The sequence below is a fragment of the Methylobacterium sp. CM6244 genome, assembly GCF_054817885.1.
The window spans coordinates 1,079,021-1,104,704 of record NZ_CM139247.1 but is presented as its reverse complement, the minus strand read 5'-3'; the positions used below and the strand labels follow the sequence as shown (position 1 = coordinate 1,104,704).

Annotated in this window: 26 protein-coding genes; 7 read left to right on the top strand and 19 right to left on the bottom strand. The window is 68.0% G+C overall.

The window, feature by feature from the left end; genetic code table 11:
• The first annotated feature begins 133 nt into the window (after positions 1-133).
• A complete protein-coding gene (locus tag ACYQML_RS05070) occupies positions 134-1,567 on the top strand; it encodes an FAD-linked oxidase C-terminal domain-containing protein (protein ID WP_056423023.1) in 1,434 nt (477 codons plus the stop codon).
• Positions 1,568-1,673: 106 nt separating this feature from the next.
• Positions 1,674-1,961 carry a hypothetical protein gene (locus ACYQML_RS05065; protein WP_026176297.1) on the top strand — a complete coding sequence of 96 codons (288 nt, stop codon included), beginning with the start codon at positions 1,674-1,676 and terminating at the stop codon, positions 1,959-1,961.
• A gap of 60 nt (positions 1,962-2,021) precedes the next feature.
• Here the strand turns inward: ACYQML_RS05065 and ACYQML_RS05060 are convergent, their stop codons facing one another.
• The 5 genes from ACYQML_RS05060 to ACYQML_RS05040 form a co-directional block, all read right to left on the bottom strand.
• Positions 2,022-2,642 carry a spermidine synthase gene (locus tag ACYQML_RS05060; protein ID WP_461235672.1) on the bottom strand — a complete coding sequence of 207 codons (621 nt, stop codon included), beginning with the start codon at positions 2,640-2,642 and terminating at the stop codon, positions 2,022-2,024.
• An 80-nt stretch (positions 2,643-2,722) separates the two neighbouring features.
• A complete protein-coding gene (locus ACYQML_RS05055; protein WP_461234905.1) occupies positions 2,723-3,568 on the bottom strand; it encodes a 23S rRNA (adenine(2030)-N(6))-methyltransferase RlmJ in 846 nt (281 codons plus the stop codon).
• An 18-nt stretch (positions 3,569-3,586) separates the two neighbouring features.
• A complete protein-coding gene (locus tag ACYQML_RS05050; protein WP_461234904.1) occupies positions 3,587-4,246 on the bottom strand; it encodes a ribonuclease T2 family protein in 660 nt (219 codons plus the stop codon).
• The gene (locus ACYQML_RS05045) at positions 4,243-4,710 is read right to left on the bottom strand and encodes a hypothetical protein (RefSeq protein WP_056423373.1); all 468 of its coding nucleotides are present in this window, start codon (positions 4,708-4,710) and stop codon (positions 4,243-4,245) included. Before ACYQML_RS05045 ends, ACYQML_RS05050 begins: the two co-directional genes overlap by 4 nt.
• A 128-nt stretch (positions 4,711-4,838) precedes the next feature.
• Positions 4,839-5,885 carry an extensin-like domain-containing protein gene (locus tag ACYQML_RS05040; protein ID WP_311275660.1) on the bottom strand — a complete coding sequence of 349 codons (1,047 nt, stop codon included), beginning with the start codon at positions 5,883-5,885 and terminating at the stop codon, positions 4,839-4,841.
• A 76-nt stretch (positions 5,886-5,961) separates the two neighbouring features.
• Here ACYQML_RS05040 and ACYQML_RS05035 point away from each other — a divergent pair, with 76 nt between their 5' ends.
• On the top strand, positions 5,962-6,825 hold the full coding sequence (locus ACYQML_RS05035) for a methyltransferase domain-containing protein (RefSeq protein WP_428406002.1): 864 nt from the start codon (positions 5,962-5,964) through the stop codon (positions 6,823-6,825).
• Between the two features lie 185 nt (positions 6,826-7,010).
• Here the strand turns inward: ACYQML_RS05035 and ACYQML_RS05030 are convergent, their stop codons facing one another.
• From ACYQML_RS05030 to metX, 4 genes are all read right to left on the bottom strand, one after another.
• A complete protein-coding gene (locus ACYQML_RS05030) occupies positions 7,011-7,271 on the bottom strand; it encodes a hypothetical protein (protein WP_311275658.1) in 261 nt (86 codons plus the stop codon).
• A 161-nt stretch (positions 7,272-7,432) separates the two neighbouring features.
• Positions 7,433-8,665, bottom strand: a complete 1,233-nt coding sequence (locus tag ACYQML_RS05025; protein ID WP_461234903.1) for an adenylate/guanylate cyclase domain-containing protein — start codon at positions 8,663-8,665, stop codon at positions 7,433-7,435.
• A 190-nt stretch (positions 8,666-8,855) separates the two neighbouring features.
• Positions 8,856-9,539: a methionine biosynthesis protein MetW gene (metW, locus tag ACYQML_RS05020; RefSeq protein WP_461234902.1), complete on the bottom strand. Its 684-nt coding sequence runs from the start codon at positions 9,537-9,539 to the stop codon at positions 8,856-8,858.
• 5 nt (positions 9,540-9,544) lie between these two features.
• Positions 9,545-10,753: a homoserine O-acetyltransferase MetX gene (gene metX, locus ACYQML_RS05015; protein ID WP_056423362.1), complete on the bottom strand. Its 1,209-nt coding sequence runs from the start codon at positions 10,751-10,753 to the stop codon at positions 9,545-9,547.
• Positions 10,754-11,054: 301 nt separating this feature from the next.
• Between metX and ACYQML_RS05010 the strand changes: the two genes are divergently transcribed.
• The 3 genes from ACYQML_RS05010 to ACYQML_RS05000 all read left to right on the top strand — a co-directional run bounded on the left by ACYQML_RS05010 (position 11,055) and on the right by ACYQML_RS05000 (position 14,077).
• Positions 11,055-11,918 carry a chorismate mutase gene (locus ACYQML_RS05010; RefSeq protein ID WP_461234901.1) on the top strand — a complete coding sequence of 288 codons (864 nt, stop codon included), beginning with the start codon at positions 11,055-11,057 and terminating at the stop codon, positions 11,916-11,918.
• A gap of 85 nt (positions 11,919-12,003) precedes the next feature.
• Positions 12,004-13,125, top strand: a complete 1,122-nt coding sequence (locus ACYQML_RS05005; RefSeq protein ID WP_461234900.1) for a pyridoxal phosphate-dependent aminotransferase — start codon at positions 12,004-12,006, stop codon at positions 13,123-13,125.
• Positions 13,118-14,077 (top strand): prephenate/arogenate dehydrogenase family protein, encoded by a 960-nt coding sequence (locus ACYQML_RS05000; protein ID WP_461234899.1) that lies wholly within the window; start codon positions 13,118-13,120, stop codon positions 14,075-14,077. The genes ACYQML_RS05005 and ACYQML_RS05000 overlap by 8 nt, the downstream gene beginning before the upstream one ends.
• Before the next feature lie 211 nt (positions 14,078-14,288).
• On the opposite strand, the gene ACYQML_RS04995 is transcribed toward ACYQML_RS05000, so the two are convergent.
• The 10 genes from ACYQML_RS04995 to ACYQML_RS04950 all read right to left on the bottom strand — a co-directional run bounded on the left by ACYQML_RS04995 (position 14,289) and on the right by ACYQML_RS04950 (position 24,435).
• Entirely contained in the window at positions 14,289-15,386 is a 1,098-nt protein-coding gene (locus tag ACYQML_RS04995; protein ID WP_419953210.1) for a DUF2125 domain-containing protein, read from the bottom strand.
• A 105-nt stretch (positions 15,387-15,491) separates the two neighbouring features.
• Positions 15,492-15,875, bottom strand: coding sequence for a hypothetical protein (locus ACYQML_RS04990; protein ID WP_056422994.1), 384 nt, complete (start codon positions 15,873-15,875; stop codon positions 15,492-15,494).
• A gap of 200 nt (positions 15,876-16,075) precedes the next feature.
• Positions 16,076-16,855, bottom strand: coding sequence for a lysophospholipid acyltransferase family protein (locus tag ACYQML_RS04985; RefSeq protein WP_461221745.1), 780 nt, complete (start codon positions 16,853-16,855; stop codon positions 16,076-16,078).
• 72 nt (positions 16,856-16,927) lie between these two features.
• Positions 16,928-18,664 (bottom strand): gamma-glutamyltransferase, encoded by a 1,737-nt coding sequence (gene ggt / locus ACYQML_RS04980; RefSeq protein WP_461234898.1) that lies wholly within the window; start codon positions 18,662-18,664, stop codon positions 16,928-16,930.
• A gap of 81 nt (positions 18,665-18,745) precedes the next feature.
• Positions 18,746-19,228 (bottom strand): hypothetical protein, encoded by a 483-nt coding sequence (locus tag ACYQML_RS04975; protein WP_461234897.1) that lies wholly within the window; start codon positions 19,226-19,228, stop codon positions 18,746-18,748.
• Positions 19,229-19,237: 9 nt separating this feature from the next.
• Positions 19,238-20,524 carry a dual-specificity RNA methyltransferase RlmN gene (rlmN, locus tag ACYQML_RS04970; RefSeq protein WP_056422983.1) on the bottom strand — a complete coding sequence of 429 codons (1,287 nt, stop codon included), beginning with the start codon at positions 20,522-20,524 and terminating at the stop codon, positions 19,238-19,240.
• 94 nt (positions 20,525-20,618) lie between these two features.
• Positions 20,619-21,038, bottom strand: coding sequence for a hypothetical protein (locus ACYQML_RS04965; protein WP_056422980.1), 420 nt, complete (start codon positions 21,036-21,038; stop codon positions 20,619-20,621).
• 115 nt (positions 21,039-21,153) lie between these two features.
• The gene (locus tag ACYQML_RS04960) at positions 21,154-21,843 is read right to left on the bottom strand and encodes a uracil-DNA glycosylase (RefSeq protein WP_461234896.1); all 690 of its coding nucleotides are present in this window, start codon (positions 21,841-21,843) and stop codon (positions 21,154-21,156) included.
• A complete protein-coding gene (locus ACYQML_RS04955; protein ID WP_461234895.1) occupies positions 21,840-23,360 on the bottom strand; it encodes a bifunctional metallophosphatase/5'-nucleotidase in 1,521 nt (506 codons plus the stop codon). Before ACYQML_RS04955 ends, ACYQML_RS04960 begins: the two co-directional genes overlap by 4 nt.
• A 121-nt stretch (positions 23,361-23,481) precedes the next feature.
• The gene (locus tag ACYQML_RS04950) at positions 23,482-24,435 is read right to left on the bottom strand and encodes a class I SAM-dependent methyltransferase (protein ID WP_056422972.1); all 954 of its coding nucleotides are present in this window, start codon (positions 24,433-24,435) and stop codon (positions 23,482-23,484) included.
• A 129-nt stretch (positions 24,436-24,564) separates the two neighbouring features.
• Here ACYQML_RS04950 and hemH point away from each other — a divergent pair, with 129 nt between their 5' ends.
• Positions 24,565-25,647 (top strand): ferrochelatase, encoded by a 1,083-nt coding sequence (gene hemH / locus ACYQML_RS04945; RefSeq protein WP_461234894.1) that lies wholly within the window; start codon positions 24,565-24,567, stop codon positions 25,645-25,647.
• Positions 25,648-25,684: the final 37 nt, after the last annotated feature.

Here is a 25,684-nt window from a genome sequence, read left to right as displayed (position 1 = left end):
TGATGCATCGAAACCGGTTATCGTTTAGATATCTTCCAATTCCATTGTCCTGAACGGTTCAAGGCTCGTTTTTAGTCCTTCCAAGCTGAGCGGTGGCTGAAGACAGGCCGATCCATCGAGGAGCGCCCGCCCCATGTCGATCGCCTTCCCCACCCCCGATCCCGATATTCTCGCTCGCCGCGAAACGATCATCGCCGGCCTGCGCCCCCTCGTCGCGGCGGAGGCCCTGATCGTGACCGAGGATGAGCGCCGTGCCTTCGAGACCGATGGGCTGACGGCCTACCGCAAGATGCCACTCGCCGTGGTCCTGCCCTCGACCACGGCCGAGGTCTCTGCCGTGATGGCCTATTGCCACGCCAACGGCGTGCGGGTGGTGGCGCGCGGCGCCGGCACCTCCCTCGCCGGCGGAGCGATCGCCCAGGAAGACGCGATCATCCTCGGCGTCGCCAAGATGACCCGCGTCCTCGACGTCGATTTCGAGAACCGCGTCGCTCGGGTCGAATCGGGTCTGACCAACCTCGCCATCTCGGGGGCGGTCAGCCATGAAGGGTTCTTCTACGCGCCGGACCCGTCGAGCCAGCTCGCCTGCACCATTGCCGGCAACATCGCGATGAATTCGGGCGGCGCGCATTGCCTGAAATACGGCGTGACCACCAACAACCTCCTCGGTGTCACCCTGGTGATGAGCGACGGCACCGTGGCAGAGATCGGCGGCGCCCATCTCGACAGCGCCGGCTACGATCTCCTCGGCCTGATCTGCGGCTCGGAAGGGCAGCTCGGCATCGTCACCGAAGCGACGGTGAGGATCCTGCGCGCGGCCGAGGGCGCGCGCCCGGCCCTGGTCGGCTTCTCCTCTGTGGAGGATGCGGGCGCCTGCACCGCCGCGATCATCGCCGCCGGCATCATCCCGGTAGCCATGGAATACATGGACCGTGAGGCGATCCTCATCACCGAGGATTTCGCGCAGGCCGGATATCCGCGTGACGCCGAAGCGATGCTGATCATCGAGGTCGAAGGATCGGACGAGGAATGCGAGGCGATGCTGGCCCGGATCGAGGCGATCGCCCGCGACTACCGGCCGACCAGCATCAGGGTCTCGAAATCCGAAGCCGAGAGCGCCGCGATCTGGAAGGGACGCAAATCCGCCTTCGGTGCCACGGGCCGCATCTCGGATTACATCTGCATGGACGGCACGATTCCCACCGGGCAATTGCCGCTGGTGCTGGAGCGCATCGGCGCGATCTGCGCCGACAAGGGTCTTCGCGTCGCCAACGTCTTCCATGCTGGCGACGGCAACCTGCATCCCCTCATTCTCTTCGACATCAACAAGCCGGGCGAGCTGCAGAAGGCGGAGGCCGCCGGAGACGAGATCCTGAAGCTCTGCGTCGAGGTCGGCGGCTGCCTCACCGGCGAGCATGGTGTCGGCATCGAGAAGCGCGAGCTCATGCGCTTCCAGTATGCGCAGGTCGATCTCGATCAGCAGATGCGGGTCCGCAACGTGTTCGACCCGAAATGGCTGATGAACCCCGCCAAGGTGTTCCCGCTGGAAGGGCGCGTCGCCGCTTGAGGCCAGTGCGCCGCGCAACGCGGTTTCTCGTCATCCCGCTGAACCGTGCCCGGAACGCTAAGCTCCGGGCCGGTGTTTCCTCCCAGCAAAATCGTGGAGGATGATCATGCGCATCGTTGCAACGCTCTCGGCCCTGGCGCTGCTCACTGTGGCAAGCACGGGAGCGGCCGAAGCCAAAGGCTGCATCAAAGGCGCGATCATCGGTGGCCTCGCCGGGCATTACCTCGCCGAGCGCGGCGTGGTGGGCGCGGTCGCGGGCTGCATCGGCGGTCGCTATCTCGCCAATCGCCGCGCCAAGCAGCAGCGCGAGATCGAGTACGGATCGCGGGTGCAGCAGCGTGGAGCCGGCTACGCACCGAATCAAGCCTATCCGCGCCGGTCCTACAATTACTGAGATCGATAAGATCGAAGCGGGCCGCCGACGGGGCTACCCGTTCCGCCGGCCCGCTTCGGCCTATGCGTTCGTCCTCACGGCGATCCAGAGCACGTGACGGCGGCCGCCGGGATGGGCGGGATAGCGGTGCTCTTCGACATCGAAGCCGAAACGGCTGAGCCGCTTCTTGAACCGGCGGTCCGGCCCCCCGGACCAGACGGCCAGGATTCCCCCCTCCCGCAGCGCGTAATGCGCCCGTTTGAGACCCCAGCCATCGTAGAGCCGGTCGTTCTCCCGGCGCGTCAGCCCCTTGGGGCCATTGTCGACGTCAAGGAGAATGGCATCGAACTGAGCCTGTCCCGACTGGATGAGGCGGTTCACATCGGCCTCGACCAGGGTCACGCGCGGATCGTCGAGGCTGCCGGTGAAGAGATGCGCAAGCGGTCCGGTCGCCCAAGCGATGACCGCCGGCATCAGTTCGGCCACGACGACTTCCGCCTTGGAGCCGAGAGCGTCGAGGGCCGCACGCAGGGTGAACCCCATGCCGAGCCCGCCGATCAAGATCTTCGGCGCCGGATTTCCCCCGAGCCGCGCGCAGGTGACCGTGGCCAGGGCCCGCTCCGAATTGCGGTGCCGGTCGTTCATCAGTTCGGCGCTGCCGACCATGATCGAGTAGGCGTCGTCATAGCGGACGAGCCGCATCGTCTCGACGCTGCCCGGAATCGCCGCGCTGGCGATGGGAATCGCGGAATCCATCGATGGGGCGACCTTCAGGGAAGAACTCAAGCTTCGACGCCGAACGCGTCGCAGCGGAAGGCCCCGTAATCTCCGCGCGCCAGCCGCTCGGCTAGAGCGGGCAGGAACAGGGCCGCCTCGTCGGCGAGACGCCAGGGCGGATTGATGACGATGAGGCCGTTGCCATTGAGGCGGTTCGGATACGGCTCCGAGATCATCAGGTCGATACGCAGGGCGGGCCGGGAGAGCGAACGGTCCAGTTCCGCCACCATGCGGTCGATGAGGCCGACATCCTTGATCGGATACCAGCCGAGATAGATGCCCGTCGGCCATTTCGCGACGGCCTTAGCCAGAGCCGCGCCAAGCCGGTCGACCTCGCCGAGTTCTTCGTAAGGCGGGTCGATCAACACGACCCCGCGCCGCTCGGGGGGCGGGATCAGCGCGTTGAGGGCGGTCCACCCGTCGAGATGCATCACCTTGGTGCGCGGATCCTGGTTGTAGCGCTCGCGCAGGATCTCGGCATCGGCCGGGTGCAACTCGACGAAGACGCCCTGGTCGCTGGGCCGCAGGAATTCGCGGATGATCGCCGGAGAGCCGGGATAGATAGTCGCCCCGTGGCGTGCCTGGGTGGCGGCGACCGCCTCGCGATAGGGGCCGAACAGCGCCTCCATCTCTTCGGGGAAGGGGGTCTCGAGACGGCCCCAGCCGTCATGCCACTCGCCTGTCCGCCCGGCCTCGTCGCCGGTCAGGTCATAGAAACCGAGGCCCGCATGGGTGTCGATGGCGCGAAAGCCCGTGGGCTTGGCCTGGAGATGATGGAGCACGCGCGTCAGCACGAGGTGCTTGAGCACGTCGGCGAAGTTGCCGGCGTGGAAGGCGTGCCTGTAATTCATGGGCGCAGGTTCCTGGCCTCACCGGCTCGCGTCGACGGCGATCTCGCCCGCACGGCAATTCTGCCGCGCCACTTCGGGGCAGGGCGTGAAGCCGCGCAGGTCCTTGGTGAAGCAGACCCGCACCTCCTGCAACTCTCCCCGGGTGCAGGTGACCGACATCATGTCCGGGCGCAGGCCCCGATTGGCCGCGACGAACTGACGGGCGATGTCGACGGGAGCGATGCGGGTATCGGAATCGGGCTTGGCGAAGGTGGCCGGGATCGTCACCGCCTGCCGCGCCTGGGCGGTAGCCTTGAAATACGACATCGGGTCGAGGCCCGAGCAGGTGCCGTGCTTGCGCCATTCGTGGCGGGCCAGCCCCTCGCTCGGAAAAACTTCACCTGCCACGTCCATGGCCTGGCGGGTGGGAGAGCGTTCCACGGAAGAGCAGTCGGACGGGTAGCCCCGCGTATATTGCGGCCATAGCCCATGGACGACGAAGCCGAGGCCGCGACCCGGCCGGCACTGGCCGTCGGCGTCACGCCGCCCGGCCGTTTCGCAATAGGTCGGCGACCAGGACAGGGCCAGCACGTAGAAATCGAACTCGCCGGGCGTGCCGCCGCGTCCGTAGCCCTGGGCCTGCGCGGTTCCGGCGAACGCCGTCAGGAAGAGTACGGCGAGCGCCGAGGCACGTCTCACGGACGGGCTTCGCGGCAGGCCGTGGCGTAGGCATAGGCGAGGTTGCGGTCGAGGCCGTGGACGCAGAACTCGACCCCCCAGCTTGCGCCGATCAGGCCGAGACCCTCGCGCACGGAGTAATCGACCTTGCGCTTGATGCCGTCCGAGGTGGTCGCCACCGCGCTGCAGAACCGGCGGGGATAGGTGTCGAGCCCCCAGGGGCGCCACGCGGTCCGCTCGATCCGGTCATAGCCCACGATGGTGAGGCTCGAGTTCCAGAACTTCGCCTCCTTCTCGGCGAACTGGCTCGACACCTTCTCCAGAACCGAGGAATCCTGGCAGCCGGGGATGTCGCCATCGAACGGGAACTCACGCTCCTCGGCGGGGGTGATCTCCTCGCGGCCCGAGCGGGCGAAGGCAGGTTGCAGGCTGCCCGCGAGGGCGAGGCCGAGGGCAAGGGCGGTGACGAGGGAATTCGGGCGCATGCCGGCGTCTTTTCGCTGGAGTCCGTTCATTCCGGGACGATGGCGTCTCGTCGAGCGGTGTCAAGCGGAAGGGCCGTGGCGGTGTCGCTTTCGCTCCGGCCTGGGGCAGCCGGAACACAGTCCGGCCCTCAGTAGATCGGGTCCGAGAGGCCGGGCGCGGCGAGGGAGAGCGGTTCGGCCGAGAATCCCGGCGCGGGTTCGTCATAGGTGGGTGCCGCCGCGAGACGGGACGTCTGCGGGCGCGGCGCCGGACGGGTCACCGGTGTGGAGGCATAGGCCGAGGGCGCGCGGGCGGACGGCGCGGCAGCGGAGAGGGCAGGGGAGGGCGCGCGGGCGACCTGCGGGCTCGTCCGCGCCGGGTGCCGGTTCGAGGACATCGGCGTCACGCCGTAGGGATCGTCCTCCTCGATATCGACGGGGGCCTGCGGCGCGGCGGGCTGGCGCTCCACCGGGCGAGGCCGCGAGACCGGCCGGGGCACGCCGTCCGCACCGAGCTGCGGCGTGAATTTCAGCAGCGGCTGGCAGATACGCTTCAGGCCGCGCGGATCGTGCCGGGCGAGATCCACGTGGATATGGTCGTAATGGAAGACGTTGGAGCCGGGGGCGAGCACGGTGGAGAAGCGCGCGCAGGCACCGATGAAGACCTCGCGCAGGAAGCCCTGCTCGGCCTCGGTGCCGCGCCAGCCGCCCTTCACGGTGATGACGTAGCCGTCGGCGAGCTTGAACGACATGATGTCGACGGCATTGCCGAACGAATGCTCCGAGAGCTTGGCCCCGGCCTGGTTGTTGCGTCCACGGCAGGCATAGGAGCCCGCGTTGATCTCCGCCACGGGCTGGCCGAAATACAGGTTAGCGGCGGGCTGGATCGTGTCGGCCAGCCATGCCTCGGCCTCAGCCAGGGCCGGGCAGGCCAGCGTCATCCGCTGTTTCAGGACGACCGAGCCCTTGCCGAGACGGGTAATACGGTAAGGCTGCAGCATACCGCAGACACCCGGGCCGGCGATCTCCTTCACCGGCGTCACGAATTCGGTGGTCTCCACCAGCCGCTTGGCGTTGCAGGCCTGTTCGGTCTGGTCGCGCCAAGGCTCACGGCTCTCGAACGGGCTGCGTCCACAGCCGGTGAGACCTGCGCCAATGAGGCCGAGAACGGAAAACGCGAGTACGCTACGCCACATATCGGAACAATGGGCAGCTTTTCGTAAAGCGTTCGTCAACGATGCGGAGCGATCGCACCCCTGTGGAGGAGTGTGGATGACGAAGGAGGCTGCGTCGCAGACAGCCTCGGGCGGCCCCTCGACCGCGCCCTCCACCCACGCTATCGCAGCCTCACCGATGACCCCGCCGACGGCACCGATGCGTTCCTGGAAACAGGCTGTGGCCCGGGCCTTCGACGGGGCAGATCATTACGATGCCGCCGGAATCATCCAGGCGGAGGTCGCTGGACGGCTGGCGCAACGCATCGCCCTCCTGCCCCTCGCCCCATCGCCACGCATTCTCGAGATCGGCTGCGGCACCGCCTTCCTCACGCAGGCCGTCCTCGCTCGTGTGAAGCCCGGCCTGATGGTCGCCTCCGATCTGGCACCCGCCATGATCCGGCGGGGGCGTGAGCGCATGCAGCATCGGCCCGACCTGACCTTTCTCGTCATGGACGGAGAGCGGCCCTGCCTGGCGCCGGGCTTCGACCTGATCTGTTCGAGCCTGGCGGCGCAATGGTTCGAGGATCTGGAGGGCACGCTCGGCCGCCTCGCCGGTCTGCTGGCACCCGGCGGATTCCTCGCGGTGACGACCCTGGCGTCCGGCACATTCCGCGAATGGCACGCGGCACATGAGGCCGTCGGCCATCGCCCCGCCACGCCGTCCTATCCGACGGCGAAGGCCCTGGCCCGACTACAATTTGCCGGCTGCACGAGTAACTTGTTCCTGGAGCCGGTCGTCGAGAAGCACGCGGACGGCCGGGCCTTCCTCCGCTCGCTTCGCGCCATCGGGGCGGGAACGCCGGGCACCGTCCGTCCCCTCTCGCCCGGCGCATTGCGGACGGTCATCCGACAGTTCGAAAGGGGAGGGGGGGCGATCACCTACGAGGTCGCCACCTTGGAGATCCGGCGCGATCCCTGACATGGAAACGGCGGGGCTCTCGCCCCGCCGCACAGCGTTCCGGTCTTGGTGAAAGATCCGACCTACGAGGCCAGTAAGACGCTCGCGGTGCCGACGATCGTCCAGATCAGGCCGCCCGCGAAGGCACCGATCATGGCGTAGGAAAAGCCCTTCAGAACCATGTTCGTCCCTCTCGTCTCAAACGATCAGCAGCGGTTTCCGCCAGAGGTCTGACCGTATTGCTGGACCGGAAAATTCTGCTGGTTGGCATTGCCTTCGGCGGCCGAGCTCATCGGGCAGCCCAGATAGGCGGGCGGGCGGCTGACCTCCCTGAGGGAGCCGGTCTCGGTGACATCATAGGGCGAGAACGAGGTGTAGCGCGAGGGGCGCTCGAACGCCGTTGCAGAAGAGATCGAAGCAGCGCCAAGCACAAGAGCGGTAGCGACGGCGGCGATACGGTTCATCATGGCGTTTAATAAGTTCCTTTACAGTGCAGACCAGATATTTGGCCCGCTTCACTCTGTATGAAACTGATATAGGAAGTCTTTTTCCTTCATGACGTGTCACGGCACACGAACCATGCGGGATTAAGTGACGAGTCTGCCGATGGCATCGGGCCGGATACGATTCAGCGCGCGACGGCGTAGAGCCGGGGCCCGGAGGCCTCGCTCACCGTCCCGGCCGAGATCCAGTTGAGACCGCTCGCCCCGGAGCCGGCAAGGAGATCGCGAAAATCCTCCGAGATGGCGATCGGGAGGTCCACGGCCTTGGCCCGCGCCTCGATGCGCGCGAGGGTGTTCATCGCCGGGCCGAGCACGGTGAATTCCGCGCGATGACCGTCGTCGAAGACGCCGACGAGGACGTCGCCGGCATGCAGCGCGATGGTGACGCGCAACGAGGGAAGGCCTTTCTCCGCGAGGCGCCGGTTGAGGGCCGCCAGCCGCAGCTGGACCGCCTCGGCACAGGTGAAGGCCGCGCGCGCCTGCGCCTGGGGAGGGCCGACGAGGAACTGCGCCAGCACGCCGTCGCCGATATATTTGTCGACGATGCCGCCGCGTTCCGTCACGGCCCGATGCGTCAGGGCGCGCATCTCCATGAGGACCTCCACCACCTGCTGGGGAGGCCGTGTCCGCGTCAGGGCCGAGAAGCCGCGGATGTCGAGGGCGAACAGGCAGGCATGACGTTCCTGGACTTCGCCCGGGCCGCCGCCCTGCGCCAGATCCTCGGCGACGGCGGCCGGGACGAACCGGGTGAGAATCAGGCGCTCTCGCTCCAGCCGGAACGTCGCCGCCACCGCCCAGGTCAGCCGTCGCACACCGTCGAGGACCACGAGGCTGGCGACCATGAAGGTGAGAAGTCCCGGCACCTCTTGGTCGAGGGTGACGTGCGGCCCGAGATGGTGGCTCTCGGGCGAGAGAGAGACGAACAAGATGGCGCCGCCCCACCCCGCCGTCACCAGACCGGCGAAGAGGCAGGTGTGCCAGACGCGCATGGTCAGCGCTGTCTGCAGCAGGATCAGGAAGGCCGGGATCCGGCTGACCGCGGCGGCTGCCTCCTCCGTATCGGCGGCGCCCAGAAACATGTGCTCGACGAGGACGTAGATCGCGACGCTGGCATTGAGGAGGGTCGAGCCCCAGCCGAGCCATCCTCGGCTCGGGCCCATGGGGATGCCGGTACCCGGTGCCGTTCGCAGGCTGAGCAGCGCCAGGAGGATCGAGGCCCCGGCATAGACGGACAGGACGATCCAGTGTCCCAGACCGTGAATCGATCCGTCATAGGTCTGCGCGGTGACGAGCAGGACCAGGACGATGAGCAGTTGCAGGGCGAAGGACCGGCCGCTCGATGCCTGCTGCAAATGCATGATCGTCGGCGAACGCGACTCTTCCGCTCGAGTCCGGTCTCGATCCCCAAATCTCAATAGGATGTCTCCTCCTGCGCCATCGGCCGCCCCTCATGCCGGATGTCGTCCATGCAGGCCATCGGTGGAGATTGCCGCATGGCGGGCGCCGGCAGCCGCACCCTCGCTTCGCGGGAGGGGCGTCCGGATCGCCCTATGTCGGGTCGGACGACGATCCATCGCCGCGCCTCAGGAGGAACACTCCCTGCGCGCCGAACAGGTTCCAGACCCACCACGGCATGGAGATCCGCATCGGCCGGCCGCGCGCGTCGAGCGCAGTGGCCTTCTCGATCTCGGCCCCCACGGTCCGGCATAGGCCGACGAAGTCGCGGATGGTGCAATGGTGGATGTTCTGGGTCTCGTACCACTCCTCCGGCATCAGCTCGGTCACCGGCATCCGGCCCCGGAAGGCCAGTTCCGACCGGACCCGCCAATGGCCGAAATTCGGGAACGAGATCACCACCTGCCGGCCGATCCGCAGCAGGTGTTCCAAGACGATGCGCGGGTTGCGCGTCGCCTGGATGGTCTGGGACAGGACCACCACGTCGAAAGCGTCGTCGGGGTAATTGGCGAGATCGGTGTCGGCGTCGCCCTGGATCACCGGCAGGCCGCGCGCGAGGCAGGCGTTGACGCCCTCGCGGGAGAGCTCGATGCCGCGCCCGTCGACGCCGCACCGGTCGCGCAGCAGCGCCAGGAGCGTGCCGTCGCCGCAGCCGATATCGAGGACGCGGGCGCTGGGCGGCACGAGGCCGAGCACGACGAGGTGGTCGACGCGGGCGCCGTCGCTGCGTGGCAGCGTGTCGGTCGTGCTCCAAGGGGCGGGGGCCACGCGACTCACCGACGTCACAAGCCCCTTGCCCGGGCGGCGGCGTCGATGAAGCCCTTGGCGGCGTTGAACATCACCGGCTCGTCGAGGAGGAAGGCATCGTGCCCCTTGTCGCTCTCGACCTCGACGAAGGCGACCGAGGCAGAGGCCGCATTCAGCGCATGCACGATGGCGCGGGAATCCGCCGTGGGAAACAGCCAGTCGGAGGTGAAGGACATCACGCAGAACCGCGTCCTGGTGTTCCGGAATGCATTGGCGAGCACCCCGCCATGGTCGGCCGCGAGATCGAAGTAATCCATGGCGCGGGTCAGGTAGAGGTAGGCGTTAGCGTCGAACCGCTCGACGAAGCTCAGGCCCTGGTGGCGCAGGTAGCTCTCGATCTGGAAATCGGCGTTGAACGAGAAGGTCGGCGCGGACCCGCCCTGGAAGCGGCGGCCGAACTTTCGGTGCAGGGCCGGCTCGGAGAGGTAGGTGATATGCGCGCCCATCCGCGCCACGCCGAGTCCCTTGGCGGGGCGCGTGCCGGCTTCGAGGTAACGTCCTTCCGCCCAGGCGGGGTCGGCCATGATCGCCTGACGGCCGACCTCGTGGAAGGCGATGTTCTGGGCCGAGTGGCGGGCGCCGGTGGCGATGGGAAGCGCCGAGAAGACCCGGTCCGGGTAGAGGGCCGCCCATTGCAGCACCTGCATGCCGCCCATGGATCCGCCGACGCAGAGGAACAGGTCGCGGATGCCGAGCCGGTCGAGGAGCATCGCCTGGCCACGCACCATGTCGCGGATCGTCACCAGCGGAAAATCGAGGCCGTAGGGCTTGCCCGTTGCGGGATCGGTGGAGGCCGGCCCCGTGGAGCCCATGCAGGAGCCGATCACATTCGAGCAGATGACGAAGTAGCGATCGGTGTCCACGGGCTTGCCCGGTCCCACCAGTGTCTCCCACCAGCCGGGCTTTCCCGTCACCGGGTGGGTATGGGCGAAATGCTGGTCCCCGGTGAGCGCATGGCAGATGAGCACCGCGTTCGACCGGTCGGCATTGAGGGTGCCGGCGGTCTGGTAGGCGATCCGGAACGGCGCGAGATCGACGCCGGCATCCATCGCCAGGGGTTCATCGAGCCCGAACAGGGCCACAGGGCTTCGCGGGTCGCGGGAGAGCGGCGCATCCGCCGGGATGCCGTCCGGCCGGGTATTGCCGTCGTCGGGCTTTGCGAGACTATCGAGCGACATGGTCATCAGGCGTCTTCGCGCGTCATTCGCCGATTCGCTTCCGCGGAGATGCGAAGAAACAGCCGGGTGCCGCTCCATCGACGTTTCGCGAAGGTCCATTCCCATCGGTGCCCGACGAAGCCGGGTAGCGATGGGCGTAATGTGCGTATGCGCGGGCGTCAACGAAAGGGGCCGCGCGCGAGAAGGTCACAACCGGTGCTCTGGTCCTCGGGCTTCGGGAAACGTAGACACGATCGGCCGTCTCCCTCATGCGGGGTCGGCAAGATCCACACCCGATCCATACCCGCCGCCGGACGCGACAGCCCGCATGCGCTTCACCACGAGACCCGCACCGCCCCTCGACAATCTCGCCGAGCTGCGCGCCGAGATCGACCGGATCGACGCGGAGATGCACGCCCTGCTGATCCAGCGCGGCTCGATCATCGACCGGCTCATCGCGGTCAAGCGCACCTCGGCCAGCGGCTCGGCCTTCCGGCCCGGCCGCGAGGCTTCGATGATGCGGCGCGTGGCCGAGCGCCATCGCGGGCTCCTCCCCCTCGACACCGTGGAGGGGATATGGCGCGTCATCATCGCCACCTTCACCTGGGTCCAGGCCCCGTTCAGCGTCCATGCCGACGTGTCCGGCGGCGACGCACCGATGCGCGACTCGGCGCGCTTCCATTTCGGATTCACGGTGCCCTACCGGCCGCATCCAACCTGCGCGGCGGTGGTCGAGGCCGTGGCCGCCTCGCGCGGCGATCTCGGCATCTTCCGCCTTGACCCCGAAGGTTCCGCACCGCCGAGCCCGGAGGCGCCGTGGTGGGAGGGCCTCGTCGGTGAAGGCCGGCCCAAGGTCATCGCGCGCCTGCCCTTCATCGAGCGGCCGACCCATCCCGCCGGAACCCCGGTCTTCGTGGTGGCCAACCCCCTCGACGATCCGGCCGCGGCCCAGCGCGACTGGGTGCTCCACGCGGCCCGGCTCGAGAGCTGGACGCCCGAAAGCGCCCGCGCCGTGCAGGGCCTCTACGGCGAGGTGGTGGCGCGCGCCACGGCAGCGGACGGTCACCGCCTTCTTCTCGCCGTGCCGGGCGGGGTCGGCGGACGGCAATTGCGCGAGGTCCTGGAGCGGACCGGCGCGAGCGTGGAAAGCCTCGACGAGATCGGCAGCCACGCCGCCCGGTTCCGGGTGTGACGCAGGGCAGGTGAGGGCCGGTTCTCTCGTCAAGGCGGACAAGCTGCGTTAGACGGGCAGACTGAACTCCAGCCGGCCCGCGCTCATGTCCTCCGCTCCCTCCGTGTCCCGTCCCGTCCCCCGCCCCGGCATCCTCGCCATCGAGGCCTATGTGCCCGGCAAGAGCGGCGCCCCCGGGGCGGTGAAGGTCCATAAGCTCTCCTCGAACGAGACGCCCCTCGGCCCGAGCCCGCTGGCCATCGAGGCGATGCGCGAAGAGGCGTTCCGCCTCGCCCTCTATCCGGACGGAAATTCCACACGCCTGCGCGAGGCCATCGCCTTCCGCTACGGGCTCGATCCCGCCCGCATCGTCTGCGGCGCCGGATCGGACGAGCTCCTCTCCTTCCTCGCCTACGCCTATCTCTCGGAGGGCGACGAGGGGATCTTCACCGAGCACGGATTCCTGGTCTACCGCATCGCCATCCTGGCCGCCGGCGGCACGCCCGTGGTGGTGCCCGAGCGCGATCTTCACGCCGATGTCGACGCGATCCTCGCCGCCGTCACGCCGCGCACGAAGATCGTCTACCTCGCCAATCCCAACAACCCGACGGGCACTTACCTGCCCTTCGCCGAAATCCGGCGCCTGCATGCAGGGCTCCCCCCGCATGTGCTCCTCGTCCTCGACGGGGCCTATGCCGAATATGTCCGGACCAACGATTACAGCCCCGGCCTCGAACTCGTTCTCGAGGCCGAGAACGTGGTGATGACCCGCACCTTCTCGAAGATCCACGGCCTCGCGGCCCTGCGGATCGGCTGGATGGTGGGCCCGGCGGGGGTGATCGACGCGGTGAATCGCATTCGCGGCCCGTTCAACCTGTCGGGCAGCGCCATCGCGGCCGGGGCGGCGGCCATCGCCGACGAGGCGCATGTAGCGGCGGCGGTCGCTCATAATGAGACGTGGCTCGCCTGGATGACCGAGGTCGTGTCCTCGCTGGGCCTCGTGGTCAGCCCGAGCGTCGCGAATTTCATCCTCGTCCATTTCCCCGACGAGCCGAATCGCAGCGCGGCGGAGGCCGATGCCTATCTCAGCGCACGCGGGGTGATCGTCCGACGGGTTACCTCCTACGGGCTGCCGGACGCGCTGCGCGTCACCATCGGCAGCGAAGAGGCGAACCGGGCCTTCGTCACGGCACTGACTGCCTTCGTGAAGGAGAGCATCCGTGCCTGAGGCGAACCCCGTCTGCGAACGCCTCGCCATCGTCGGCCTCGGCTTGATCGGCTCGTCCATCGCGCGAGGGGCACGGCAATACGGGCTGGCGCGGAGCATCGTCGCCATCGACCGCGACCCGGTCGTGATCGAGCGTGTGCGGGCCCTCGGTCTCGCCGACGAGGCGACGGGCGAGGCCGAAGCCATTGCCGGTGCCGACCTCGTCATCCTGTGCGTGCCGGTGGGGGCCGTCGGGGCCGTCGCCGAGGCGATGGCGCCGCATCTGAAACCCGGTGCCATCGTGTCCGATGTCGGTTCGGTGAAAGCCTCGGTGGTCGCCGCCGTCTCGCCCCATCTGCCGGAAGGCGTCCGTTTCGTGCCGGCCCATCCCGTGGCGGGCACCGAATATTCCGGACCCGATGCCGGCTTTTCGACCCTGTTCTCGGGCCGCTGGTGCATCCTCACCCCGCCGGAGGGCACCGACGAGGCCGCCACGGCGCAGGTCCAGGCCTTCTGGGAGGGGCTCGGCGCCATCGTCGAGAGCATGACGCCGGAGCATCACGACCTCGTCCTGGCCATCACCAGCCACGTGCCGCATCTCATCGCCTACAACATCGTCGGCACCGCCGCCGATCTGGAAGCCGTGACGCAATCGGAGGTCATCAAGTTCTCAGCCGGCGGGTTTCGCGACTTCACCCGCATCGCCGCCTCCGACCCGACCATGTGGCGGGACGTGTTCCTCACCAACAAGGACGCGGTGCTGGAGATGCTCGGCCGTTTCAACGAGGATCTCTCGGCCCTCGCCCGCGCCATCCGCTGGGGTGACGGCGACGCGCTGTTCGACCTGTTCACCCGCACCCGCGCCATCCGCAGGGGCATCGTCGCCCTCGGACAGGAGACGGCGGAAGCGGATTTCGGCCGCAGCCGCACCCCGCCGGAACCGGCGAAGGACGAACCGGTCAACGAACGGTAGGGTTCATCCGGCCGAGGCAAGCGCTGCCCGTCTCTCGCCCACCACCTCATCCCGAGGCAACGAAGCGAAGCGGAGGCCTCGAAGGAGGGCTCCAGTTCGCGCAATGGCTTCTGGAAGCCTCCTTCGAGGCGGCTATCGCCGCGCCTCAGGATGAGGTCGTGGGTGGGATGATGACCTCATCCACGCCAGGCGCAATCCGTAGAACGGCCTTTCAGTACAGCGGCGGCACCTGGACGTTGGGAATCGGGAACGGACCCAGCATCAGGCGGCCATCGGCGAGGCGCAGGGGCGGCATCGCCTTGAGGGCGGCATCTCCCGCCGCCGCTGGCGTGGCGGCCGTTTCGGCGTCCTGGCGGCGACTTCCGCCACCGAGCAGCTTGCCGACCAAGCCTCCGATCAGAGCCCCCTTCTCCGCCCCGAAACGCTGGCCCATGATCTGACCGACCAGGGCCTCCACCCCGGCGGCGCGGATATCGATCTGGCCGGCCGGACGGTGCTCGTCGTCGAGGGCGATCTTCCCCTGAGCCTGGAGACGGCGATCTCCCTTCGCCAGGGAAAGCAGGGCGATGTCGAGGCTGCCGCCGGCCTGGCGCCAGGTTTCGAGCTCACGCGCCACCTGCCCGGTCCGGAAGGTGGTGGCCCGATTCACCGTGGCGTCGAGCGCCGCGTCGACGGGGGCGGTATTGCCGAGGAGGGGATCGAGGACCGGCACGTTCGCCTGGGTCAGCCGCAGGCTGGTATCGACAGCCCCCTCGGTGGCGAAACGGGCAGGTGTCGGCCGGGCGTGGAATTCGAGGTGCTTGGCCGTCACGTCGATGGGCTGCGGCGCGGCATTTCTCACGCTGACTTTCGGTCCATCCACCGCCAGGGAGGCCCGCGTGAACCCATCCGAGGTACCGTGGAAACTCGCCTCAAGCGAGGTCCAGGTGGCGTCGGCGACGAGGCCGTCCTGTTCCACGTGGAACGGCCCGCTCGCCTGTAGGATGCCCTGGCGCGGCTGATAGACCTGCACCACCGCGGTCAACGGTCCGAGAGTGAAGCGGCTATCGGCCCGCGAGAAGGCGAGGGAGGCGCAGCGCAGTTCGATCCGGAAGGGATAGCCGCTGATCGAGCGATCGGCGCAGGTCCAGTTGCGCCCGGCCGAAGCCTCGCGGGCGATCCAGGCATCCATCTCGGAGCCGGCCTTGCCGCGAATCCAGAACCAGCCCGCGCTCCAGAGCAGGATCACGGCGAGGAGGAGGATGTAGGGCAGGAAAAGGCCGGTCCGCGATGGCCGTCTCCTGGCCGTCAAATCCGGTGCCTGCGCCATCGTCCGCTCGCCTCGATCTCGAAGCCCCGTCGCCGTCGACAGGGGGTCCTTCGTGACTGAGCTTTGGCGGGTCTCAACGCGGCGAAAGCATGGCCGCCGGCCGATTCAGGCCGCGACGCCCATCATCTGATCCAGGGGATGGTCCACCTCAAGATCGGCCACGATCTCGCAGCGCTCGGCCTCATCCTCGGCGAGGCGGTGAACATGCATCTCGTTCGCACCGCCATGGCGCGCACGAGCGATCCAGTTACGGGTGAGCCGTTCGCGCGGGCTCGACCCCGCCGCAGTCACGGCGATGAGTTCGCCGACCCCGGCGGAATCCCGGCGCACGGCCATCACCACCGCCTCGCCCATGTCGTCGAGTTCGCGCTCGACCAATTCGTGGATGCCGACGACGTAGCGGCGCCCGGACCGTCCGCGCCAGGCGCTCAGCACCAGGGCAGGAGTTCCACGCAGGCTGGCCGCCGTCCTGAGACGTACTTCGCGCATCGGTGGGATCTCCGGATCAGAGGATGGGCGTAGGAGAAAGCCGTGTTCCGCGCCTTGCGGCACAAGAACGGAGACGGCTTTCTCGTTCGCCCTTTGTTCCAGAATAATCTTAACAATTTCCACCCGTCAAGAGTCGCGCTTTCGCTCTCCGCAGGGTGCCTCCGACCGGCTTATCCACAGCCTGTGGATAGACTGAGCGCTCACGCGGTCCTGGATTGTTCTGCGACGGCACCGGTCTCGGGCACGGCATGACCGCGTGCCGCCAGATCCGCCCGGCCGGACGCCAGGAGGGCATCGGAGGCGGCTTCAATCCGAGTCTGCATCTCCTCCAGGAACGCCGTGCGGTCCAGCCCGGGAGCGATGGGGGGGAGGAACTCGATCACCGTGGTGCCGGGGCGGCGGGTCAGCTGGCGGCGCGGCCAGTAGAGACCGCTGTTGAGGGCGACGGGCAGGCAGGGCACGCCCAAGGCCGCGTACAGATGAGTGATGCCGAGCTTGTAGGCGGGGGATGAACCCGGCGCCTTGCGGGTGCCCTCGGGGAAGATGATGAGCTGGCGTCCGTCGCGGATGGCGCGGGCCGCCGCCTCGTTCATGGCGGCCATGGCGCGTGTGCCCTTGGACCGGTCGATGGCGACCATGCCGGAGCGGGAAAGGAACCAGCCGAAGAGAGGGATCCAGAGCAGCTCGCGCTTGAGGATATAGGCGAAGTCCGGGAAGGCGGTGACGAGGGCCAGGGTCTCGAGGGCGGATTGATGCTTGGACGCCACCAGCAGCGCGCCGGGTGGGCGGTGGTGCAGCCCCCTGAACTCCACGCGCACACCCCCGACCACGCGCAACAGCCACAGGCTCACATGGGCCCAGAACCGGGCGACGCGGATGCAGGCCCGCTCCGAGACGAGGGCCGGCAGGCCGCCGATCGCGATGAGGGCGGTGGCGAGATAGAAGACGATGTTGAAGGCGATGGAGCGGAGGATGTGCATCGGAAACCCGGAATGATGCCCTTCCTGTAGCGCGCGCAGTCCCGCCGCACCATCCGCCGGGCCCGAACTGCCCTATTCGCCCTCGGCCAGGGTTCCGCGCTGGCGTGTATCGGCGGCCCCGGCCACGAATCCCTTTCCCATCATCACCGAATTGGCCGAGCCCGAACTCGACCCCACCCGCACCGCGTGCCCCTTCGCCCGGAGCAGAGCGAGGGTGTCCGGCGAGAGCCCGTCTTCGGCGAACAGCACGTCCGGGCGCCATTGGTGATGGATGCGCGGAGCGGTGACCGCCTCGGCGAGGTTCATACGGAAATCGATGACGTTGACGATCACCTGCAGCACCGTGGAGATGATGCGGCTGCCGCCCGGGCTCCCGGTGACGAGGACGAGGCGTCCGTCCCTGAGCACCATGGCCGGCGTCATCGAGGAAAGCGGCCGGGCCCCGGGCGCCACGGCATTGGCCGGGCCACCCACGAGGCCGTAGGCGTTGACGCTCCCGGTCTTGGCCGAGAAATCGTCCATTTCGTTGTTGAGGAGGACGCCGGTTCCTTCCGCCACGAGCCCGAACCCGTAGGAGAAATTCAGGGTCGTGGTGGTGGAGACGGCGTTCCCGGCGCGGTCCACCACCGAGTAATGGGTAGTCTGGTCGGATTCGTAGGGCAGCGGGTCACCCGCCTTCACCGCGTCGGCCGGGCGGGCGCGAGCGGGGTCGATGGCGGCGCGCAGGGTCTCGGCATAGGCCTTGGCGGTGAGGCCCCGCACCGGCACCTCCGAACGGGACGGGTCGCCGAGCCAGGTGGCCCGGTCGGCATAGGCCGGCTTCATCGCCTCGGCGAGGGTGTGGAGGGCCTGGGCGCTACCCGCGCCCATCGAGGCCAGGTCGAACCCTTCGAGGATGTTCAAAATCTCGATGAGATGAACGCCGCCGGAACTCGGTGGCGGCATCGAGACGATCTCGTAGCCGCGATAGCTGCCCTTCACCGGCTGGCGGATCACGGGCCGGTAGGCGGCAAGGTCGCCCGGCGTCATCACCCCGCCGACATCTCTCGCCGCCGCCGCGATCCGCTCCGCGATCGGGCCGGTATGGAACGCATCGGGCCCCTGTTCGGCGATGGCCGTGAGGGTCCCGGCGAGATCGGGCTGGACCAGGGTCTCGCCCCGCTGGAGCGGTCGGCCGTCTCGGAAGAACACGGCTCGGCTCGAAGGCCACCTTCCGAGGCGGTCGGCGGCGCGGGACAACGAATCGGCGAGCCCGCCCTCCACGGGAATCCCGTCCCTGGCCAGGGCACGGGCGGGAGCGACGAGATCGGCGAGGGTGAAGCGTCCCGACCCGTGGAGGCGGTGAGCCTCGGCCAATCCGCGCACGGAACCCGGGACACCGACGGCTTTGCCCGTGCGAATGGATGCGCCGCGATCGGGCTGCCCGTCGGGCGCGAGGAACATGTCCGCCGTCGCCGCGGCGGGTGCCGTCTCGCGAAAATCGATGGCCACGGTCTCGCCGGTGGCGGCGAGACGGACGAGCATGAACCCGCCGCCGCCGAGATTGCCCGCCTGCGGCAGTGTTACCGCGAGGGCGAAGCCCACCGCCACGGCGGCATCCACGGCGTTGCCCCCACCCTTCAGGATCGCGACACCGATCCGGGTCGCAAGGGCATCCTGCGAGGACACCATGCCGTGAGTCCCGAGGACGGGGAGGATGCGGGCATCGTCGGAAGGGATCGGGGGCAGTTCCGGGACCGCCTGCGCGAGGGCTGGTCCTGACAGGATCGTGAGAAGCGCCAAGGCGAGGCTGAAGCGATGTCCGGTCATGCCCAATCCGTCATGCGAGGCTCTCCCACGGCATCCTGCGCCGATGCCCGTCGCAGCCAACGCAACGGCAGCGGTGCCCGTTCAGGCCCCCACGGGCCGGTCGCGTATGGCGATCCAGCCATAGACCAGCCCGGCGGCCGCTCCGGCAAGGAAAAGCAGGGCCGTGACCCGTCCCTCAACGGCGAGGTTGTGGGCGGCGAGGGAGGCGGGCGCGCCCCGCATCAGCCACGGCACGAGGGCGGTGGCGAGCCCCGTGCCGATGGAATAGGCCGGAGCACTGCGCAGGTTCATCGCCTCGCCGATGAGCGCCATGGCGAGGGGCGGCAGCACCAGCAGGATGAACCCGGCGCGGGCGATACCGGCGGCCAGGAGGAGGAGTGCGTCGGGTCCGATCCCGGAGGCGAGGTCGGTCATCCCCTGCAGGAAGCCGAACAGGCCGAGCCGGGTCAGCGCCTCGCTGGAGACCGGATCGAACAGGATGGCGACGACGAGCACCAGGGCCCCGCAGGGAATGGCCAGACACAGGGCGAGAGACGCCCAGATCAGGCGGCCGACGAGCCGCATGGGACGCGCTCAGCCTTCGTCGTCATCGGCCCCGGCATAGACACCCTCGGCGCCGATCCCGTCTTCCAACATCATCCGGGCGCGGGCACGCAGCTTCTCGGTCTCGCTCTTGAGCTGGCCACAGGCAGCGAGGATGTCGCGGCCGCGCGGCGTCCGCACCGGCGACGCGTAGCCGGCTTCATAGACGATTTCGGAGAATTGCTCGATCCGCTCCCAGTCGGAGCATTCGTAGATGCTGCCGGGCCAGGGATTGAACGGGATCAGGTTGATCTTGGCCGGGATGCCCTTGAGCAGCCGCACCAACTCGCGCGCATCCGCATCGGAATCGTTCACGCCCTTGAGCATCACGTATTCGAAGGTGATGCGGCGGGCATTGTTGAGGCCGGGATAGTGGCGGCAGGCCGCAAGCAGTTCGGCCAGAGGATACTTCCGGTTCAGCGGCACCAGCGTGTCGCGCAGGTCGTCCCGCACCGCGTGGAGCGAGATCGCCAGCATGGCATGCGCCTCGACTCCGAGCCGCTGCATCTGCGGGACCACGCCGGAGGTCGAGACGGTGATACGCCGACGGGAAAGGCCGAGGCCTTCCTGGTCCGACATGACACCCACGGAATCGATGACGTTGTCGATGTTGTAGAGGGGCTCGCCCATGCCCATGAAGACGATGTTGGTGACGGCGCGGCGGGTCTCGTCCTCGCCGGCAGCCACCGGGTTCTGGCCGACCCAGTCGTTCAACCGGTCGCGGGCCACGACCACCTGGGCGGTGATCTCGGCGGCGGTCAGGTTGCGCACCAGACGCTGCGTGCCGGTGTGACAGAAGCTGCAGGTGAGGGTGCAGCCGACCTGGGACGAGACGCAGAGCGTGCCACGACCCCGGCCGGGAATGTAGACGCATTCGATCTCGGCGCCGCGATTGTGGTCGTGCTTGCCGGTGGGCGCCATGCGCAGCAGCCACTTGCGGGTGCCGTCGCGGGAAATCTGCTCGGTGACGACCTCGGGCCGCTCCAAGGTGTAGGCCCGCGCCAGATCGGCCTTGAGCCCCTTGCCGACATTGGTCATCTGGTCGAAGTCGGTGGCGCCGCGCGCGTTGAGCCAGTGCCAGAGCTGGCCCGAGCGCATGCGCTGCTCGCGCTCCGATACGCCGATGGCGGCAAGGCGACCCTTCAATTCCTCGCGGGTGAGGCCGATGAGGGACGAGCGACCCGGCGGAACGGCGTCCGGCTGGAACTCGGGAAGCTTCTCGATTGCGGCCACGACGTTGACGTCGCGACCGGCGGTGTCGAACGACGCCGTCGCCATGGATCTCTAACCTTCGGACTTGGAACGAATCCGATATAGGCGATCCCGCACCGGAACGCGAATGCGTCCCGATGCGTGCACGGAATGGCGGGGCCTACTGCGCGGGTTTGGGCTCGGCCGGAGGCTTCGCTTCGGCGGGTGGGGTGGCTGTGCCCATGGGAAGCAGCACGTTCTTCACGACATTGCCCTCGGGGCCGTATTCGCCGGCGACCGCCAGGCAGGCCTGCTCCCGGTTCAGCTGCATCTGATTCGACATCAGCGCGAAGATCGTCTGGACCTTGTTGCCGAAAGGTCCACGCGGGCCGACATCGGCGGCGCTGACATTCTGCTTCTGGAGCAGGGCATCGAATTGTTCGACGCCGATCTGGTAGCCGCAGACATTCGCGGCGGCGAAGATATAGGCGGCGAATTCCAGGGCACGGGGCGGAGGCGCGTTGCGGATCTGGGCCTGCGCAAGGGTCGGTGCGAGCAGGCCGGCCGCAAGGCACAGGGTGAGAACGGGTTTCAGGCGCATGGACGGCGTTTCCTCGGAAGCATTCTTGAGGCGGCGCGGATTCTTACGTTCCGCTTATGCTGCCCATCCGAGATAGACCGCCGGGCCGTCCTGTCAAAGCGACCGTTTCACCGCGTCAACCGAGCGACCAATCGATGGGGGAAAGGCCCCGGCTCGCCAGCCAGGCATTGGCCTCGTCGAAGGGCCGCGTGCCCGGGAAATCCCGCAACCGGTTGAGCGGCGAGGGATGTCCGGTCTCGATGACCCCGCATCGTTCGCGGTCGATGAGGGCCGCCCGCGCGCGGGCCTGTGCGCCCCAGAGCAGGAAGATCGCGGGGGTCGGGCGGGCAGAGACCGCCGTCACGGCCTCATCGGTGAGGGCGGACCAGCCATAGCGCAGATGCGCGCCGGATTTGCCGGCCTCCACGGTGAGAGCGGAGTTCAGGAGCAGCACGCCCCTTCCGGCCCAGGGAGTGAGATCGCCGCTCGCCGGTGCGCCCGGCAGTTCGGCGAGGATCACCTTGAGAGAGGCCGGAAGCCGGCGGGGACCGACATAGGAAAAGGCGAGGCCGTTGGCATCGCCCGGCGTCGGATAGGGGTCCTGCCCGAGGATCACGGCCTTCACCGCTTCCAGCGGCGTCAGCGTGAGGGCGCGGAAGACGGAATCGGGGGCGGGCAGGACCGTCGCCCCCTCGGCGATGCGACGATCGACCCGCGCGCAGACGGCATCCGCCGCTCCACCGGAAAAGAACGGCAGTGCCAGCCAGGACGAGCCCGAGGCGCGGAACTCGTGGAGGGCCAGGCTCAGCGGGCCGTGCGCCGTCACCGGATCACGATCCGGCCGTCCTCGGGAACGGAGAGGGGAGCATGCCGGGCGATATAGGCCATGACTTCGTTGGCCACGAGCTTGCCGTCCGTGGCGCCGATCAGGGTGCGCCCATCCGCGAGGAGGCCGTAGCCGTTGCCGCCATCGTAGAGGAAGTTGTTGGAGGCCACCGTATAGGTCCGCGTCTCGTCGAGGGGCTGTCCGTCCACGAGGATGGACTGAATCCGGTGTCCCGCATTCGCCCCCGGATCCACCGTGACGACGAGACCCGAGACCTGCGGGAAACGACCCGCCGGGCGGCCGAGATCGGCAAGGGCCGATTCCAGCAGGGTCCGCACCTGGGCGCCCTTCAGCGAGACCAGAACCGTGGTGTTGCCGAAGGGAAGCTCGGTGAGAATGTCGCGCCGGGTCAGCACGGTACCGGCCGGATAAAGCCGGTTGCCGCGAATGCCGCCGCCATTGGTGAGGGCGATCTCCGCCCCCGTCGCCGCCCGGAGCGCATCGCCGACGAGGTTGCCGAAGCTGCCTTCGCGGAGGCGCACGGTCGAGATGCGGCTGTCGAGGGGCGTGCTGATCGTCCCCACCGGCACATCGAGCTCTTTCGCCAGCCGGGCCTCGAGCCGCTGCGTCAGGGCGAGGGTCTCGGGATCGGGGGTGATGTCGGCGGTGTCATGGATGCGGAAGGTCGGGTGCCAGGACAGGGTCCGGGCCTTGCCCGCTCCTTTCACCGTCACGGCGACGTCGATGGCGGTGACGTAGCGGGCGTCGAAGCTCGATTCCGCCAGCAGGCTGCGCCCGTCATACTGCACGACGAGGTCGTGGTCGTGGCCGGAGAGCAGAATGTCGACGATCCGTGCCGCCATGATGGCCTCGTCGGTGATCCGTGCCGTATGGCAGATGCCCACGATGAGCTCGGCCCCTTCGTCGCGAAGGGCCTGGGCCGCCGCGCGCAACGTCTCGATCTCGGGACCGAAGACGAGGTCGCCGGATTGCGATTTCTCCGGCGTGCTGGCGAGGGCGATGCCGACGATGCCGACCCGGATCCCGCCGAGCGTCACGATCATCCGGTCGCGGATCCCCTTGAGCGGCTTGCCGTCCTCACCGCGCAGATTGGCCGCGAAGACCGGAAAGGCCGCCTCGCCCATGCGCTGGGCGAAGGTCGTGGGGCCGAAATCGAATTCGTGGTTGCCCGGAACGAAGACATCCGGCGGCGCGATGTTCAGGAGTTCGACGATATGCGCGCCACGGTCGAACCCCGACATCAGCGAGGGGGACAGGGTGTCGCCGGCATGGGCGTAGAGCATCGGCACGCCGCGCGCCCGCTCGGCCTTCACCACAGCGTTGAGGCGGGCGAAACCGCCACGGCCCTCGACCTCGGACATCAGGTAGATGTCGTTGACGAGGAGGAGCGTGAAGGTCGGTTCGATCGCCCCGGCACGGGCGGGCGCGGCCAAGCCTGCCGCGAGACCGGCCCCGAGACCGAGGCTCAGGGTCTGACGACGGGTAGGACGTGGCATCGCGACAGGTCTCCGAGGGGCCGGGCGGTGGAGTTTCCACCCGAAATCCAGTGTGGACGCGATCGATGAAGCCGATGCAACAACGGGGCACCGGTTCCGGCATGAGGCCGGAACGCCGAACTCAGCGAGAGGCGAAACCGTCGCGCACCGCCTTGGCGTTGCGGCGGATCATTGGCCAGATCCAGGCGCCTGACACCAGATAGGCGGCGGCCGGCATCGGCTTCAGATCGACGGCCAAGCGCTGGGCGAGGCCCGGATTGGCGAGTTCGCCCACCGGGGCGTCGGTCTTCACGTAGACGACCGTCGTGTCCTCCCGCCAATATTCGGGATGGGGGACGAGTCCGGCCCGACGGGCGAGAAGGTCGAAGGTCTCCCGGACGTAGCCGTGGACATGGGCAAAGTGGAAACGCTCGTGCGGCGGCTTGCCGGTGGCGGCCATGTTCGGCACGGCAGCATAGAGCACCCCGTCGGGCTTCAGCCAGCGCGACAGGCGCTCCATCACCACGGCCGGATCGCGCAGGTGCTCGAGCACGTGATGCGTCGAGATCACGTCGAAATGCCCGGGCGGAAAACGCTCGTCGCTGGCATCGTCGAGAACCTCGACCTTGTGGTGCTGGCGGGCATAGGCGGCGTAGTCCCGGCCGGGCTCGATGCCGACCGCCTCGCAGCCCCGGGCGCGGACGGCGGCCAGGAACTCGCCCGAACCCGAACCGAAATCGAGCACCCGGGCACCGGGCTTCAGCTTCGGCGCCAGCAAGTCGGCGCGGAAGGTCGCTTCGCGGGCCGAGCGGTTGAGGTGGTGGCGCGGCGGCCCACCGGCGAAGGCGAGCTGATAATCCGCCCGGTAGGCATGGGCGTAGTAATGCGCCAATTCGTCCGGCGTCGGCATCGGGTCGGTGCGAATCAGCCCGCATTGCGCGCAGGCGATGGATTTCAGGGTCTTCAGCCGCCGGTCGGTCTCCGCCACCGTCACGGTCTCGCCCGATCCGCACAGATTGCAGACCGTCGGCGCCCCCTTATAGGGGTAGCCGGTGAACGGCATGAAGTGGTTGAAGAAGTACCGGGGAGACGGCATGTCGCGCCTTCATTGACGAGATGGTCGCTGGCAGGTCTCGTGCTCTAGATAGATATGCCGTCTGGTACAACTGTGCCGGAATGGCGTCATTCAGATAACCGCGCCTCACGTCGGCGCTTCGGAAACCCGATGAACGAACGCGTCGAACCGACGTCCCTCAAGGACCTCAAGCCGTTGCAGACCAACTCCTCCGCGACCGCCAGCCTGCCCTCCGACCATCCGCCCGTGCGCTGGGGCCGGGTCGGCGTGCTTCTGATGAATCTCGGCACGCCCGAGGGCACGAGCTATTGGCCCATGCGCCGCTATCTCAAAGAGTTCCTGTCCGACCGGCGCGTCATCGAGGTGCCGCGGCTGATCTGGTGGCCCATCCTGAACCTCATCATCCTCACGAAGCGTCCCGGCCCGAAGGGTCGGGATTATGCCAGCGTGTGGAACAACGAGCGCAACGAGGGTCCGCTCAAGACCATCACCCGCGGACAGTCCGAGCGGTTGCAGGCGGCGATGGGCGATTCCGTCGTAGTCGACTGGGCGATGCGCTACGGCAAGCCGGAAGTGTCCCTGCGCATCCAGGCGCTCCTCGACCAGGGCTGCGACCGCATCCTGCTGGTACCACTCTACCCGCAATATGCCGCCGCCACCTCGGCTACCGCCTGCGACCAGGCCTTCAAGGCGCTGATGCAGATGCGCTGGCAGCCGACCGTCCGGGTCTCGGCGCCGTATCACGACGACCCGGTCTATATCGAGGCGATGGCCACCTCGATCCGCGAGGGATTGGCCAAGCTCGATTTCGAGCCGGAGGTGATCCTCACCTCGTTCCACGGGGTGCCGAAATCCTACCTTCTCAAGGGCGATCCCTACCATTGCCAATGCGTGAAGACCGGGCGGCTGATCCGCGAGGCCCTGGGCTTCTCGACGGAACGGATGCGCACGACCTTCCAGTCGCGCTTCGGCAACGAGGAATGGCTCAAGCCCTATACCGACGAGACCGTGCAGACCCTCGCCAAATCCGGCGTGAAGCGCATGGCCATCGTGGCGCCGGGCTTCACCGCCGACTGCCTCGAGACCCTGGAGGAGCTCGACGGTGAGAACCGCCATTATTTCGAGGACAATGGCGGCGAGCGCTTCGCCTACATCCCCTGTCTCAACGACAGCGACCTCGGGATGAAGGTGATCGAGAACGTGGTCCGCCGCGAATTGCAGGGCTGGATCTGAGACGCCGACACCGCCCGCATGGGAGGTCGGCGGACTT